14 protein-coding genes and 1 pseudogene are annotated in these 14,663 nt (G+C 71.4%); 4 read left to right on the forward strand and 11 right to left on the reverse strand.

Going from position 1 to position 14,663, the window contains the following annotated elements; genetic code table 11:
• Positions 1 to 240: 240 nt before the first annotated feature.
• The 8 genes from ACIBK3_RS21610 to ACIBK3_RS21645 form a co-directional block, all read right to left on the reverse strand.
• Positions 241 to 1,167: a sugar phosphate isomerase/epimerase family protein gene (locus ACIBK3_RS21610; protein ID WP_399367652.1), complete on the reverse strand. Its 927-nt coding sequence runs from the start codon at positions 1,165 to 1,167 to the stop codon at positions 241 to 243.
• Positions 1,164 to 1,775 (reverse strand): nucleoside deaminase, encoded by a 612-nt coding sequence (locus ACIBK3_RS21615; RefSeq protein ID WP_399367654.1) that lies wholly within the window; start codon positions 1,773 to 1,775, stop codon positions 1,164 to 1,166. The genes ACIBK3_RS21610 and ACIBK3_RS21615 overlap by 4 nt, the downstream gene beginning before the upstream one ends.
• Before the next feature lie 16 nt (positions 1,776 to 1,791).
• Positions 1,792 to 3,354, reverse strand: coding sequence for a GMC oxidoreductase (locus ACIBK3_RS21620; RefSeq protein WP_399367831.1), 1,563 nt, complete (start codon positions 3,352 to 3,354; stop codon positions 1,792 to 1,794).
• Between the two features lie 124 nt (positions 3,355 to 3,478).
• On the reverse strand, positions 3,479 to 4,609 hold the full coding sequence (locus ACIBK3_RS21625; RefSeq protein WP_399367833.1) for an ROK family protein: 1,131 nt from the start codon (positions 4,607 to 4,609) through the stop codon (positions 3,479 to 3,481).
• A gap of 8 nt (positions 4,610 to 4,617) precedes the next feature.
• The gene (locus tag ACIBK3_RS21630; protein WP_399367656.1) at positions 4,618 to 6,045 is read right to left on the reverse strand and encodes a carboxylesterase family protein; all 1,428 of its coding nucleotides are present in this window, start codon (positions 6,043 to 6,045) and stop codon (positions 4,618 to 4,620) included.
• Between the two features lie 5 nt (positions 6,046 to 6,050).
• Positions 6,051 to 6,935, reverse strand: coding sequence for a carbohydrate ABC transporter permease (locus ACIBK3_RS21635; RefSeq protein WP_399367658.1), 885 nt, complete (start codon positions 6,933 to 6,935; stop codon positions 6,051 to 6,053).
• The gene (locus ACIBK3_RS21640; RefSeq protein WP_399367660.1) at positions 6,932 to 7,843 is read right to left on the reverse strand and encodes a carbohydrate ABC transporter permease; all 912 of its coding nucleotides are present in this window, start codon (positions 7,841 to 7,843) and stop codon (positions 6,932 to 6,934) included. The genes ACIBK3_RS21635 and ACIBK3_RS21640 overlap by 4 nt, the downstream gene beginning before the upstream one ends.
• A gap of 7 nt (positions 7,844 to 7,850) precedes the next feature.
• The gene (locus ACIBK3_RS21645) at positions 7,851 to 9,152 is read right to left on the reverse strand and encodes an extracellular solute-binding protein (RefSeq protein ID WP_399367662.1); all 1,302 of its coding nucleotides are present in this window, start codon (positions 9,150 to 9,152) and stop codon (positions 7,851 to 7,853) included.
• Between the two features lie 281 nt (positions 9,153 to 9,433).
• Here ACIBK3_RS21645 and ACIBK3_RS21650 point away from each other — a divergent pair, with 281 nt between their 5' ends.
• Positions 9,434 to 9,976: a hypothetical protein gene (locus ACIBK3_RS21650; protein WP_399367835.1), complete on the forward strand. Its 543-nt coding sequence runs from the start codon at positions 9,434 to 9,436 to the stop codon at positions 9,974 to 9,976.
• A gap of 207 nt (positions 9,977 to 10,183) precedes the next feature.
• Here ACIBK3_RS21650 and ACIBK3_RS21655 read toward each other — a convergent pair whose 3' ends face one another.
• Both ACIBK3_RS21655 and ACIBK3_RS21660 read right to left on the reverse strand, forming a co-directional pair.
• Positions 10,184 to 10,987 (reverse strand): maleylpyruvate isomerase family mycothiol-dependent enzyme, encoded by an 804-nt coding sequence (locus tag ACIBK3_RS21655; protein ID WP_399367664.1) that lies wholly within the window; start codon positions 10,985 to 10,987, stop codon positions 10,184 to 10,186.
• Positions 10,984 to 11,598, reverse strand: coding sequence for a TetR/AcrR family transcriptional regulator (locus tag ACIBK3_RS21660; protein ID WP_399367666.1), 615 nt, complete (start codon positions 11,596 to 11,598; stop codon positions 10,984 to 10,986). The genes ACIBK3_RS21655 and ACIBK3_RS21660 overlap by 4 nt, the downstream gene beginning before the upstream one ends.
• Positions 11,599 to 11,670: 72 nt before the next feature.
• Between ACIBK3_RS21660 and ACIBK3_RS21665 the strand changes: the two genes are divergently transcribed.
• Positions 11,671 to 12,459: an SDR family NAD(P)-dependent oxidoreductase gene (locus ACIBK3_RS21665; protein ID WP_399367668.1), complete on the forward strand. Its 789-nt coding sequence runs from the start codon at positions 11,671 to 11,673 to the stop codon at positions 12,457 to 12,459.
• Positions 12,460 to 12,562: 103 nt separating this feature from the next.
• Here the strand turns inward: ACIBK3_RS21665 and ACIBK3_RS21670 are convergent.
• Positions 12,563 to 13,517: pseudogene (locus ACIBK3_RS21670) on the reverse strand (GlxA family transcriptional regulator).
• Positions 13,518 to 13,695: 178 nt separating this feature from the next.
• Here ACIBK3_RS21670 and ACIBK3_RS21675 point away from each other — a divergent pair.
• On the forward strand, positions 13,696 to 14,373 hold the full coding sequence (locus tag ACIBK3_RS21675) for an ester cyclase (protein WP_399367670.1): 678 nt from the start codon (positions 13,696 to 13,698) through the stop codon (positions 14,371 to 14,373).
• Positions 14,361 to 14,606, forward strand: a complete 246-nt coding sequence (locus tag ACIBK3_RS21680) for a nuclear transport factor 2 family protein (protein WP_399367672.1) — start codon at positions 14,361 to 14,363, stop codon at positions 14,604 to 14,606. Before ACIBK3_RS21675 ends, ACIBK3_RS21680 begins: the two co-directional genes overlap by 13 nt.
• The last annotated feature ends 57 nt before the right edge of the window (positions 14,607 to 14,663 follow it).

Below are 14,663 nucleotides of genomic sequence, written 5' to 3' on the forward strand. Positions count from 1 at the left end.
CTCGAACGCGTGAACACCGGGCGACGACGCACTACCCGTGCGCCGTCGCCGTCGCCGTCGGCGCGGCGATAGGCCTGACGGTCACGGCCCTCGTACGGCGAGCCCCGCGTCTGGCGGCCCGGGCAGTGCCGCGACCGGTACTACGGCCGTGACCGGTACTACGGCCGTGACCGGTACTACGGCCGTGACGGGACTACGGCCCAGACCTGCGCTACCGCCGCCGAGCCCGGGCCGACCCGGTCACGAGCGGGCCTTCCGTGCGACCGTCGTTCCCGCCCGCAGTGCGGCGACGGGGTCCGCCGCCTCGTCCAGTTCGATGAGGACGATGTCCGCTCCGGGGGTGGGTGTCATCGCGTCGGCCCATCCCTGCCAGTCCACGATGCCGGTGCCCAGCGCGGTCATGTAGGGCTGCTGCTGGGCGTAGATCGTGTCGTCGACGGTGAGGTGGACGTCGATCGGTCCGACCGCGTCCTTCCAGTGCGCCAGCGCGATCCGCGGGCCGTGGCGACGGGCGACGGCGACCGGGTCGCCGCCCCCGAGGGCGATATGGCAGGAGTCGGGGCACAGCCATACATAGCGCGGGTCGGTCAGGGCCATGAACAGGTCGATGTCCCGCTCGTACCAGAGCGTGCTGTGGGACTCCGTGTGGAAGGCGAGCTTCACCCCGTGCCGGGTGACCGCCTCGCCCACCACATGTGCGATGTCGGCCATGCGGGCCATGTACGCCGCGTCGACGAAGAACGGCGGGCGCGTCCCGAACGTCGTCCGCATGGGCAGCCCGGTCACGAGGAGCTCCGCACCCACCTCGGCGAGAAAGGCCGCACGTCGCTCCGCGTCGGCGACGATGGCGGGCAGGTTGTCACCGCGGCGCCAGTCCGGGGCCTCGCCGCCGGCGATGAAGGCGCTCACGACGGACAGGCCGCGCGTGTCCAGCTCCCGCCGGAACGCGGCCGCGCTGCCGAAGGCACGCAGCACCGAGTCGAGGTCGCCGGGCGCGAAGGTCAGCTCGATACCGGTGACCGCGGTCTCGGCCAGCGCGTCCATCACCCGCTCCCAGAAACGCCGGGGATGCCGCAAGGCCCAGTCACGAACGGCGTCGGCGGAGTCGAGGCCCCAGAACCCCGGGTGGTAGAAGGTGACCACGTCCGTGGCGAAGCGCGGGGTCACTCGGCACCTCCGCGGGCGTTGTAGACGACGACGCCGTCGGCCAAGTCCACGGCCTCGCGGTAGCCGCGGAACACGGCGAGCGCCTCGTCCCGCAGCACATCCCCGACGACCTCGATGCCGCGTGCCTCGAACTGCTCGGCCCAGTCGGCGCCGAGCGGGCCCTCGTCGAACGTGGTGATCTCCTCCAGCTCCGGGCCCTCTCCGGCGACCACGAGGCCGCGCACCCCGGACCACATGGTCGCGCCGTAACACTGGACGCACGGACGCCAGTTCACGACCAGTTCGTGCGCGGGCATCCCTGCGCCGCCCAGATCCCAGCCGCCGGTCGCCGTCTGGGCCAGGCCCAGTGCGACGACCTCGGCGTGCGCGCTGGAGACGCCGGAGGTGAGCACGACGTTCACCCCGACGGAGACGATCCGGCCGGTGTCCCGCTCGGCGACGAGGGCCGCGAACGGACCGCCGTTGCCCTCGCGCCAGTTGCGGTCGGCGAGCCGGTGCACGAGCCGCATCCGGTCATCGCGGCCGGGCACGACGGCGGGCACGTCGGCCAGCTCGTCGTCGATCCACGCGGGCAGCGCCACGCGGTATTCCTTCGCGAGGTCGATCACGTTCTCCAGCTTTCTCTCAGTGCGCGGCGAGCGCGGTGCTGCGGGCGGCCACGGCACGGGCGGCCCGGATGGCGGTCACCGCGCCGGTCAGGGTGACGTTCGCGGCCATCGCGGTCGGGATGACTCCGTTGCCGGCGAGGTAGAGGTTGTCGTAGCCCCACACCCGGCCGTCCGGATCGCACACGCTGGTGCCGTCGTCGGCGGCGCCCGCCCGGACGGTGCCGGTCAGGTGCAGCGACGAGCCGGGCGGCAGCAGCGCGCGTTCGGTGGCGGGGTCGAACGGGCCGAACTCCTCGGCCAGGGACCGGACTTCGTCCAGTGCCCGCCCGATCAGCGCGCGGTCGGCGTCGGAGTACCCGAACTCCACGCCGATCCGCGGCATCCCGGCGAGGTCGGTCTCCGTCTCCGAGAACACCAGCCGGTTCTCGGGGCGGGACTCGACGGGGACGTACAGCGAGAGGCCCACCGAGTGGGCGAGGGGGCGGCCGTCCTCGTCCAGATAGGTGCGGTTCATGATCTGGCCGTGGAAGGGCTGCGCCGTCCCGTTGTGGGGCAGCCACAGCGAGTCCGTGCTGAACTCGCCCGCGCGCGGCAGGGGGAGGGCGTCGAGGCGGAGGCCGAACCGGTCGAGGTCGAGCAGCACCCGGGCGGTGACGAAGGCGTGCTCGTTGAGGTGGCGGCCCAGCGCCGGCGGCCGGATGCCGGACGCGAACAGCAGTTGCGGGGTGCGCAGCGCGTCGGCGCACACCACCACCGAGTCGGCGAGGAGTTCGTACTCGGAGGACTCGGAGGACTCGGAGGACTCGGAGGACCCGGTGCCGTCGGCGACGCGGCGCAACCGGACGCCGGTGACGCGGTTGCCCGAGACGACGAGGGATGTCGCCAGCGTGCCCGTCAGCAGGGTGAAGGCGGGATCGCCGCCCGCCGCGATCGCGGGGAAGACCGTACCCGGCGCCGTGCGGGGAAGGGGGCCCGACGGTGCCGGGGTGACGGCCATCGGCATCGGCTGGGGCTCCCGGTCGCCGGGCCCGATGCCGTCGTAGTGGTGCCGCAGGACGTCGAGGACCAGTCGGCCGACCTCGGTCGGACCGATCGCGGCGGGGGTGACCGCGAGCAGGGCGCGCGCGGTGTCGAGGTCCGCGGCCCAGCGGTCCGGGTCGCCGAAGTCGAACACCTCGTCCCCGGCGGGCCACGGGGTCGCGGCGGTCCAGTGCACGCCCATGCCGCCCGCGTTCCACGCGAGCGCCGTGGCCGGCATCGCCTCGGCGTCCTCACCGAAGGCGAGCGCGTGGAACATGCCGGGCGCCAGACCGGTGAGGCTGTCCGGGACCTCGCGCACCACCTCGGCGCCCGTGTACATGCCCTGGACGCCGGTGCCGACCTGTTCGTTGTAGCGCGACCACAGCACCGGGTCGTCGACGTCATGGAGGTGCACTCCGGGGGCGGTCCCTATCGCGCTGCCACCGTCGACCATGGTGATCCTCAGCGCCGGATCGCTCTCGCGCAGCAGCCGGGCGACGACGGACCCCATGATGCCGCTGCCGACCACGAGGACGTCGGTGCGGGGGTTGCCGGTCACGCCGGTCATGTCCGTCACAGAAAGACTCCTGTCTGGTGGCAGGGTGCGCGGGGGTGGACCCGTGCCACGGGTGCTGATGTGGGGGTGGGCGCCGCTCGACGCACGATCGTGTACTGACACGCGTTCACGTACTGGGGGCGAGCGGGCCGAACAGCTCGGTGTCCATGCTGTCGAGGGCCAGCTTGACGGCACCGACCAGCGGCGCGTCCCGGCCGAGTCCGGAGGCCCGCAGCTCGACCGCGGGAGTGCGGGCCCGGCGCAGCGCCTCGCGGACCCGGGGGAGGAGCACGTCGGCCGCGTCCTCCAGACCGCCACCGAGCACGATGAGGGACGGCGCGACCGTCCACGACAGGATCGAGAGGATGGACGCGATGTTCTCCACGAACTCGTCGACCTCGGCGAGCGCGGACCGTTCGCCGGCCCGGGCCGCGGCGAACCGGTCGAGGGCGAGGCTCCTGCGGTCCGGTTCCGGTGAGGTCAGCCCGGCCACCGGGAGGTTCTCCACCGAGCCGGCCGGGATCGACCGCGCCTCCACGATCTCGCCCGCGGCGCCGTCGAGACCCCGGTGGACGGCACCCCGTATGAGGACGCCGAGACCGGTCCGGTTGCCGAGGAGGGCCCAGACGACGTTGTCGTGGTCGCCCGCCACTCCTCGCCAACGCTCGCCCAGCGCGCCGAGGTTGGAGTCGTTGTCCGCGAACCAGGGCACCCCGAGCCGCCGGGAGAGTTCCCCGGGCAGGTGCACGCCCTCCCAGCGTGTCGTGTGCACCAGGCGTCGTACGACTCCCTCGTCGTCGATCGCACCGCCGCTCGCGACCGCGCCGGCCCGCAGCCGGTCCGTCGATCCGCCCGCGTCGTCGAGTGCCTCCCGCACCAGTGACGCCACATCGTCGAGCGTGGACTGCGGGTCCTGGTAGGAGCGCAGGGGCCCGTGCGCCCGGCCGACGACGCGGCCGCGTACATCGGCGACGACCGCGGAGGCGTCCAGGGTGGTGATGCGGACGGCCGCCAACAGCGCGTGCTCCGCCCGCAGTTCGTACCGCCGGGCGGGGCGGCCGGCGCAGCCGCTCGTCGGCACCCGGTCCAGTTCGCTCACCCAGCCCGCCTCGACGAGCGAGTCAAGGATGAGTTCGATGGTGCGCCGGGACAGACCGGCCTGCTCGGCGAGCGCGGTCAACGTGACCGGTCCGGCCGACACCGCGAGGGCGCGCAGGATGACGGAGGTGTTGACCCGTCGGACCGCGCTCTGGTTCATCCCGGCCATCAGCACGTCTCCGCCGCCTCTGGCCGCGTCCGTACTACGGGATCGAACACGCCGGTGGTGTCCGCGACGGGCGCTGCCCCGGGCCGCCCGTACTCGCGCGCCGGGTCGCCGAGCACCCCGGCCGCCCGTTCCCACGAGGGTTCCCGACCGTGGACGAATCCGGCCAGGTCGGCGTGCATGGCGGTGGCCAGGTCCGCGGGCGGGTTCGGGCCCAGGGCCTCGGTGACGCCCGGCGCGTCGAGGACATCGAAGAAGAACGGGAGGTCGACGCAGTGCGCGGCGCCGCCGAGCGCGGGGGAGGGCCATTCGAAGGAGTACAGCCAGGTACCGGCCGCGGCGTCGCGGCGTGCTGCCGCCGCGCGCGGGCAGGCGGCGCGGAACAGGGTGTCGGTGAGGCGGGTGCCGGCCGCACGCGCGGCGGTGCGTGCCGCGGGGTCCTCCTCGGCGCCTTCCCCGGAGTCTTCCGTGCGGTCTTCCGCGGCGTCGGACGACCCGCTGTCGAACTCGTCGCCCGTCGCGCCCATCAGCAGCGGTACGCCCTGCCCGTGCGCGGCGAGCCCGTCGCCGACCGGCACCGGCAGCAGGTCGTCGCCGACGACCGGGCCGAGCACCAGCCGACCGTCGGCCCGCTCGTCGCGCAGGTCGAGGACGGCGCGCTGGACGCGCTCCACGGAGCAGCCACCGAACCCGGCCCATGTCGGCGGCACACCGAGCCTGCGCCCGAGCTGTTCGAGGAAGCCGACGCCTCCGCTCCCCGCGAAGAAGCCGCCGGACACACTGACCGCACGGTGGAAGCGGCCGGCGCCCGCCGGTGAGGAGAGCAGCGCGAGGACCGCCGCGCCCCCGGCCGACTGGCCGGCGACGGTGACCCGGTCCGGATCGCCCCCGAAGGCGGCGACGTTCTCCCGCACCCAGTCCAGCGCCAGCAGCAGGTCCCGCAGGCCGAGGTTGGTGGGCACGTCGTCCATTACGGCGAACCCGTCGACGCCCAGCCGATAGCCGACGGTGACACACACCACGCCGTCCCGGGCGAAGGCACGGCCGTCGTACCAGGGACTGGCCGGGCTCCCGGCGAGGAAGGCGCCGCCGTGGATCCACACCAGGACGGGGAAGGGCCCGCGGTCGTCGGTTGCGGCCGGGGCGACGACGCCGAGGTTCAGTACGTCGTCGCCCGGTACCGACGGCTCCGGCACGGTGGTCGTCGCGAACAGGGGCACGCGCTGGGAGGTGGCGCCGTGCCGGGACGCGTCGTACGGCTCCGGGAACCGACCGCGTCGGACCGGTGCCGCGAACCGCCGGGCGCCGATGGGCGCTTCGGCGTACGGGATGCCGAGGAAGCGCCGTACCGGGCCGGTGCCGCGGCCGACGACGGTGCCGGCGGGGGCGTGCACGGTGACCGGTTCGCCGGGCGCGAGAAGGGAGTTCATCACGGTCACCGCATTCCCGTTCCGGCGACGCCCTGCACGAAGTACCGCTGCAGGAACAGGAAGAGCAGCAGCACCGGCAGCATGACGACGATGGCTCCCGCGAGCATCAGCCCGTAGTCGGTGACATGGGCCGCCGCCTGGCTGGTGGCGGCCAGGCCCACCGGCAGGGTGTAACTCGACGTGCTCTGGGCGACGATCAGCGGCCAGATGAAGTTGTTCCAGGAGTACAGGAACGACAGGATCGTGACCGTCGCGACCGCGGGTCCGGCCAGCGGGAGGAAGATCCGGAAGAAGATCCGGAACTCGCCCGCCCCGTCGATGCGGGCCGCTTCCAGCAGTTCGTCGGGGATCGACAGCGCGTACTGCCGCATGATGAACACGCACATCGGCATCGCCGCACCGGGCAGGGCGATCCCGGTCAGGGTGTCCGCCAGACGCAGGTCCACGGTGATCACGAACTGCGGCACGAACACCGCCGTGAACGGCACCATCATCGCCGCCATGACCGCGCCGAACGCGATCCGTTTGCCCCCGAAGTCGAACTTGGCGAGCGCGTAGCCCGCGGCCGACGCCGCCACGATGTTGCCCGCCACCACGGCGAGCGCGACCACGACACTGTTGACCAGGAACCGGCCGAACCCCTGGGTTCTGAAAAGCCGGACGAAGTTGTCGAAGGTGACCTGGTGCGGCAGCCAGGCACCGGGATCGGAACGGATCTCGTCGAGGCTGCGCAACGAGCCGCTGATCACCCAGAAGAACGGCAGCAGCGTGAGCAGCGCGCACAGCACCAGCGCCCCGTACAGCAACGGGCGGGCGACGGACCGGCGGCGTACGGCGATCCGGTCGGCGGCGGTAACGTCCGCGTTCTCCAGCGCGGCTACGACGGTCATGTGCGGGACCTCAGCAATCGGAACTGGACGACACTCACCAGGGCCACCAGCAGGAGCGTCACGAAGGAGGCGGCCGAGGACGTACCGAACTCACCGGACCCGAACTGCCGGTAGGTGTACAGCGCCACCGACTCGGTGGAGCCGAGCGGGCCGCCGTTCGTGAGCAGGTACGGCTCGTCGAACACCTGGAGATAGAAGACGGTCAGCAGCACCGACACCATGAGCGTGGTGGGCAGCAGCAACGGCAGGGTGATGTGCCGCAGTTGCCGCCACCGGCCCGCCCCGTCGAGGGCGGCGGCCTCGTACACATCCCGGGGAACGGCCTGGAGACCGGCGAGGAACAGCACCATCGCGGTGCCGAAGTTGCGCCAGACGCCGAGCAGGATGACGACGGGCATCGCCAGATTCGGGTCGTCCAGCCAGTTCGGCCCGGCGAAGCCGACCGCGCCGAGCACCTTGTTGACCGTGCCGTTCGCGTTGAAGGCGTACTGCCAGATCAGGGCGACCGCCACGACGTTCGTGACGACCGGCGCGAAGAACGCCGTACGGAACACGCCCCGCAGCCGCCGGATGCCGGAGTTCAGCGCGAGCGCCAGCGCGAAGCCGGCCCCCATGGTCAGCGGCACCCCCACGACCACGAACAGGCCGGTGTTGAGGATGTCCCGTACGAAGCTGTCGTCCTGGAACAGCCGGACGTAGTTGTCCAGGCCGGTGAAGTCCACCGCGAACGGATGCCGCAGGTCCGTGCCCCGCAGGTCGGTGAGGCTGAACCCGAGCGCGGCGACCGTCGGGACCGCCGTGTAGAGCAGGAAGACCAGGAGGAACGGCGTCAGGAACAGCCAGGCGACCGCCGTTCGACGGGTACTCCTGGAGCGGCGCGACGGCCTCGGGCCGAGGATGGTGGTCATCCGCGGCTCACTTCGCGCCCGTGCCGAGGCTCGCGGCGTACGCCTGGACGTTCGAGGCGGCCTTCTCGGCGGTCTGCCTGCCCTTGGCCACCGCCTCCATCTCCTTGCCGAGCCGGGTCGCGACCTGCTGCCAGGTGCTCACCTGCGGGAACGCCCGGGTCTTCTTCAGCTGCGCGAGGAAGGCGTCCAGCAGCGGCTGCCCGGCGATGGCGGGATCGCCCCAGGCGGAGATGACGGCCGGCAGCGAGCTGTACGCCTTGTACTGCGCCACCTGGGTGCTCGGCTTCGTGAGGTACCGCACGAACTTCCAGGACGCCTCCGAGTTCCCGCTGTCGGCGAGCACGCCCCAGGTGCCGCCCGCGGAGAAGGAGACGCTGCCCGAAGGCCCGGCGGGCAGCGGGGCGGTGGCGACATGGGAGGCCGTCCAGCCGTCCTTCTTCGCGGCGGTGTCGAGCTGGCCGACGACCCACGGGCCGGTGATCATCATGGCGGTCTTGCCGGACACGAAGTACGGCTGCGCGTCGAGGAACGTGGGCCCTGCGGTGTCGGCGGTTCCCGAGGTGAAGAACGACGCGTTGTAGCGCAGCGCGTCGGCCATCGCGGGACTGTCCAGGGTCCACTTGCCGTCCGAGGAGAGCAGGGAGCCGCCCGCCTGCCAGGCGTACATGGCGACGTCCTGGCCGTTGAAGATGTCCCAGCCGATGTCCGCGCCGAGGCCGTGCCCGGCGCCGGCCCGCTGGAGCGCCTTCAGGAACGGCACCATGTCGTCCCACGTCGCCGGTGCCGCGACCTTGGCCTTCTTGGCGAGGTCCGCGCGGTAGACCAGGGCGTACGTGTACGCGTACCAGGGCACCGTGTAGGCCACGTCGTCGACCACACCGGCGTCCCACAGGCTCTTGAAGAAGCTGCCCGGGTCCACCAGACCGTCCGGGACGGGCTGCAGCACGGACTGGCCGAGGAACTGCGCCTGCGACTCGGGGAAGAACTGGGCGACGTCCGGGCCCTTGCCGGCCGCGATCGCCGACTGGAGTTTCGTGTAGTAGTCGGCGTTCGGCAGCAGCGTGAACTTGACCGTCACGTCCGGGTTCGCCGCCTTGAAGGGCTTGATGACCTTCTCCAGCACGTCGGCGTCGCCCTGGGCGGCCCACACGGTGACGGTTCCGGTGGCCGGGGAGGCGTCGATCGGCTTGGCGGAGGCTTTCGCGGCGGCGGTGTCACCGTCGCGCCCGCAGCCCGTCAGACCGAGGGTGCCGAGGGCGGCTATGCCGGCGGTCAGTCTGAGGGCGCCGCGTCGGGAGAGATTGGGCACTCGGAGCTCCTGTCTCATGAAGGCGCCATGGACAGGAAGCCGATTTCCGGGGAAAGCAGCTTTTTCGGTCCGGTGAACCCCACGGGGGTGATGGCGCCTTTGTGGCTGACAGCGACGTTAGGAATCCCGTGTTGCGCCGGCGTGGCACACCGGTCACGAATAATTTCGGAACTTGTAGCGAAATCGGTTCGCCCCGGTCCCGCCTGAATATCGCTGGGCGGACCGTCCGTCGGTCGGTACCGTGCGAAGCAGGACCGAAGGGGGGTGGGGCGGTGCGACCGGTGCTGCTGGTGGACGTGGACGGGCCGCTGAATCCGTACGCCGCGAAGCCGCACCGCCGGCCCGCGGGCTACGGCACGCACCGGCTGCTGACCCCGCGCTGGGAGGCCGCCGAGCGCTACCGACTGGCCCTGTGGGGACTGCCCGACGAGCGGGTGCGACCGCTGCGGGTGTGGCTCAACCCCGACCACGGGCCCGCGCTGGCCGCGCTGCCCTTCGACCTGGTGTGGGCGACCACCTGGGAGGAAGAGGCGAACACGTTCATCGCGCCGGTCCTGGGACTGCCCGCCCTGCCGTTCATCGCGTGGCAGGCACCGCGGCCCGAGACACCCGGGGGCGGGGTGTTCTGGAAGACGCCGGAGGTCGTCGCGTGGGCGAAAGGCAGGCCGTTCGCCTGGGTCGACGACGAGATCACCGACGCGGACCGCGCCTGGGTGGACGCCCACCACGACGGCCCTGCCCTGCTGCACTGGATCGACCCCCGGTGCGGCCTGACCGCCGACGACTTCGCGGTGCTGGCCCAGTGGGCGGCGGGCCTGTCCTGACGCCCGCTCTTCAAGGGGGCCGGGCCAGGCCTCGCAGTGTGGAGGGTGCGCGAGTTCGTGCGCAACGCCGGAGCGGTGACCTGCCGTTCCAGCAGACGTGCGCAACGGGTTCCGGACCGGTTGTCCGAGTGGAAGTCGAGATCGGTGTTGGCGAGCCGTTTGCCACGGTCATGAGGAGCGGGCGGAGGCGGGCTTCCCGCGCCCCGGTCAGATGACGTTGACGGTGTCGAGGAAGCGGGCGGCGAGCTCGGTGTCGCCGTTGACCGTCACGTCGCTGTCGCGCCAGGAAGAGCGCCGCGTGCCCCAGTCGGGGAAGGTCAGTGCGGGGGCGGTGACGTGCGCGGCGACCGAGCCGTCGGACGGAGCCAGGCCGCCCGCCTCGTCGAACCACCAGGTTCCGCCGCCGGGGCCGGTGAGAGTCAGTGCGACGCGGGCGTCGAGCCCGGCGACCGGCGCCTGCGCGACCTGATTGCTCAGTACGGCGATCATCCACGTCAGGACCGCGCGCATCCTGTCCGCATCGGAGGACGGCACGGGCCGGCCGAGCGCTGGGGCCATGTCATGGCGCAGGTGGGTGTGGTGGTCGAAGACGAGTGCGCCGCCGATCAGCAGACCCAGGGGGTGGCGGCCGAGGTCGGCCAACTGTGCCCGTACTCGGGTGGCGGGTGTGCGTCTGACGACGTCGAGGAGCGTGGTGGCTCGTCGGCCGGCGCGCCGGTACTCGGCCATCACCTTGGCACGGCTCCAGTCCCGTCGGCGGTCGACGGGGTCTTCGTTCGCCTGTTCGAGGCTGGCGGCGAAGCTCGTGCGCAGCCCGGCGGGTGTGTACAGGCTCCGCGCCGTCGCACCGATGTGGGCGACGACGTCGGCGATGCGCCATCCGGCCGCGGCGCTGGGCGCGGTCCATTCGTCGTCGGTGAGGCTGTTGGTGAAGTTCAGCATCTCGGTGCGTTCGGTGCGCAGGGCGGCGGCCATGTTCGGCAGGCCGGCGGGGGGCAGACGCTTGCTCATGTCGTCGTCTTCTCTGATTGCGGGGCGGGTCGGCGGATGGCCTGTACGGCGGCGTCGTAGAGGTCGAAGGTGTCGGCCTGTCCCCCCAGGCGCATCCACTCCTCTGTTGCCGCCTGGAGGCAGGTGATCGCCGCGGCCGCGATCGCGCGTGCCTGCAGGGGGCGGTGGTCGGACTCGGGCAGTCGCGGCTCGATCAGCGGTGCGAACAGGTCCTGCCAGCGGGCCTGCTTCTCGGCGTGGCCGGCGCGCAGGGATTCGTTGCCGAACAGCAGCGTGGTCATTTCGAGCCTGCGCTCGGCGGTGAGGTCGATCTCTTCGAGCACCTGGAACGCCGCCCGCAGCGACGTCCACGGGTCCTCGTCGGCCGGGCGCCCGGCGAGCCGCGCGGCGATCAATTCCCCTTGCTCGGACAGGCCGTTGAGCGCGAGGTCCTCCTTGTTGCGGAAGTAGTTGAACAGAGTCCGTTTGGAGACACCCGCCGCGGCGGCGATCTCATCGAGTGTCGTGTCGTCGTACCCCTGGGCGGCGAACAGTTCGAGGGCGGTCCGGGTGAGGAGCGAGCGAACCACGGAGCGGGTCTGCTCCCGAATCGGTGCTGGTTTCTGAGCCATGCACCGATGGTACATCTCTTCGCTCAATGCACGTATTTGCACTCAGTGCAAGTACGTGCGTAGAGTGCAGGCATGAGCGAAATCGACTATCGCCGTCAGACCGTCGTCGTCACCGGAGCGAGCTCCGGGCTCGGCGCGGAATTCGCACGCCAACTGGCCCGTCGCGGCGCGGATCTCGTACTCGTCGCCCGTCGCGCGGACCGGCTCGAGGACCTGGCCGACGAACTCACCCGCGCCCACGGCGTCACGGTGACCGTCGTCGCCCGCGACCTCGGCCGGCCCGACGCCGGCCGCACACTGCGCGCCGAACTCGAATCCCGTGGCATCCACGCCACCGGGCTGGTCAACAACGCCGGTTTCGGCACCCACAACGCCCTCACCGACGAGGACCCGGACCGCCTGCAGAGCATGATCGCGCTGAACGTCAGCGCGCTGGTCGACCTCAGCCGCGCCTACATCGGCCCGCTGGCCTCCGCCGACACCGGCATCCTCATCAACGTCGCCAGCCTGCTGGGCTTCCAGCCGACCCCGTACCTGAGCGTCTACGGCGCCACCAAGGCCTTCGTCCTCAGCTTCACCGAATCGCTGTGGGAGGAAAACCGTGGCACCGGCCTACGCGTCCTCGCCGTGTGCCCCGGCGCCACGAAGACCGAGTTCTACGACGCCGCCGGCAGCGAGACGGCCGACTACGGCGCGAAGCGGGTCACCCCCGACCACGTCGTCAGGACGGCCCTGGACACGCTCGACCGCCGCTCCGCGCCCCCGTCGGTGATCACCAACGGCCGCCCGCTCGCCCTCGCCGGCAAGTTCCTGCCGCGCCGCCTGATCGTCCGGTTCATGGGCCGCATGGCCCGCCCCTAGCCGCAGGCCGCCGCTCTCGGCGACCCGTTCCACGTCCCAGGCGGCACTGATCGCCCGGCCAAGCGCCATCGCCGCGCTCGCGGAACCGCAGGTGTGGTGGTGCTCAGTGCGTGGGGGTCAGGGCGCCGCGGAAGGTGCGCCGGTAGGCGAGGGGGGAGACGCCGATGGCGGCGTGCAGGTGTTCGCGTAGCGATGTGCCGCCGGCGAAGCCGACTTGGCCGGCGATCTCGTCCACCGGCAGATCGGTGGTTTCCAGGAGGTGCCGTGCACGGTCGACGCGCTGCTGGATCAGCCAGCGTCCGGGGCTCATGCCCAACTCTTCGGTGAAGCGGCGGGCGAAGGTACGCAAGCTCATGTGGGAGTGCTCGGCGAGGTCCGCCAGGACCATCGGCTCGTGAGGTTCTCCAGCGCCCACTGACGGGCGGTGGCCGTTCCGCTGGTCGTGGTTTCGGCTACCGGGTGCTGGATGTACTGCGCCTGTCCTCCGTCGCGCCATGGGGGGACGATGCACATGCGGGCCACTTGGTTGGCGACTTCGCTGCCGTGGTCCTTGCGGATGAGGTGCAGGCAGACGTCGAGCCCGGAGGCGGCGCCTGCTGAGGTCAGGATGTCCCCGTCGTCGATGAACAGGGCGTCCGGGTCGAGTGCGACCTGTGGGAACCATGAGCGGAAGAGGTCCGCGACGACCCAGTGCGTGGTGGCCGGCCGTCGAGGAGACCGGCGGCGGCGAGGACGAAGGCGCCGGTGCAGATCGATACGAGGCGACTGCCCGGAGCCGCGGACACGAGCGCCTGCGTCACGGCTTCCGGCACTTCGCGGGTCGCTGACGTGGAGGTGAAAGGCGGGGTGACGACGGTGTCGGCGGTGCCCAGTACATCCGGGCCATGCTCGACGGTGATCGAGAAGTCGGAGTTGGTGCGGACCGGGCGGCCGTCGACGGTGCAGGTGAGGACCTCGTAGCGGCCGTCTGTGGTCCCGAAGACCCGGCTGGGGATGCCCAGTTCGTAGGGGTACACCCCGTCGATGGCCAGCGCTGCGACGCGGTGAAGGTGCGCCATGGCGTGATCCCGTCGAAAGGTGGCATTCGTGCCATTGTTGGGTGCGGCGGCGGCAGCCAGGCTCGACACATGACGAACACCGCCACCAAGGCGGCCCACCGATCAGCACATCTGCGATCCCCCGAGTCCGGAGAAGAGAGCCCCGTGAACACCACCGCGTCCGCCCGCCGCCGCACTCATGGCCGTAGCTCTCACCGGTGCCGCCGCCGTGCCCGCCGTCGCTTCCGCCGCACATCGCGAAGCTCCCGGCCGCGATCGAGCCGCGGAAACTTCCAGCGGCGGATACGGCGAGAGCGCCCGGCTCGGCTATCAGAAGGCGGTCGCCGTCCAGCTTCTCAAGGGTGTCTTCGAGCGGGGTGACACATCCGTCGTCGACCGTTTCGTACGGCCGGACTGCATCCAGCACAACCCGCTGGCCCCCGACGGCGCCGAGGCCCTCAAGTACTTCGGTGCCCTCCAGCGGCAGCAGTACCCGGACCTCGCGTACGACATCAAGCGGGTCATCTCCGAGGGCGACCTGGTGCTCGTGCACTCCAACATCGTCCTGACCCCTGGCACCCGCGGGGTTGCCGCGTTCGACATCTTCCGTTTCCAGGGCGGGAAGATCTCCGAGCACTGGGACGTGCTGCAGGCAGTGCCGGCGACCACGGCCAACGGCAACGACATGTTCTCCACGGTCAGTCGGCCGCGGACCGAGGCGCCGGGTCCCGCGTGGCTCACCGCGTACAACAAGAAGCTGGTCACCTCATTCGTCGACCGGCTCCTCGTGAACAGGGAACTGTCCGCCGTCGACGCGTACGTGGGCCCCGAGTATGACAGCACACCCCGAACATCCCCGCCGGCGTGGCAGGGGTGAAGGCCGGGCTGGGCGCCTACTTCGCACAGTTCCCGCAGCTGAGGATCACCCCGAAGCGGATCATCGCCGAAGGCGCCCTGGTGGCCGTCCACAGCAACTACGTCGCCACACCGGGCACGCGTGGCCAGGCCGTCGTTGACCTCTTCCGGGTGCGGGACGGACGGATCGTCGAGCACTGGGACGCCGTACAGGACGTGCCGGAGACCTCCGCCAACGACAACACGATGTTCTGACGGCCTTTCATTCACCTTGCCGGGAACCTGGACAACTGGGATCCGCGTGTCGTCGAC

This window comes from Streptomyces sp. NPDC050287 (genome assembly GCF_044459385.1).
Taxonomy (GTDB): Bacteria; Actinomycetota; Actinomycetes; order Streptomycetales; family Streptomycetaceae; genus Streptomyces.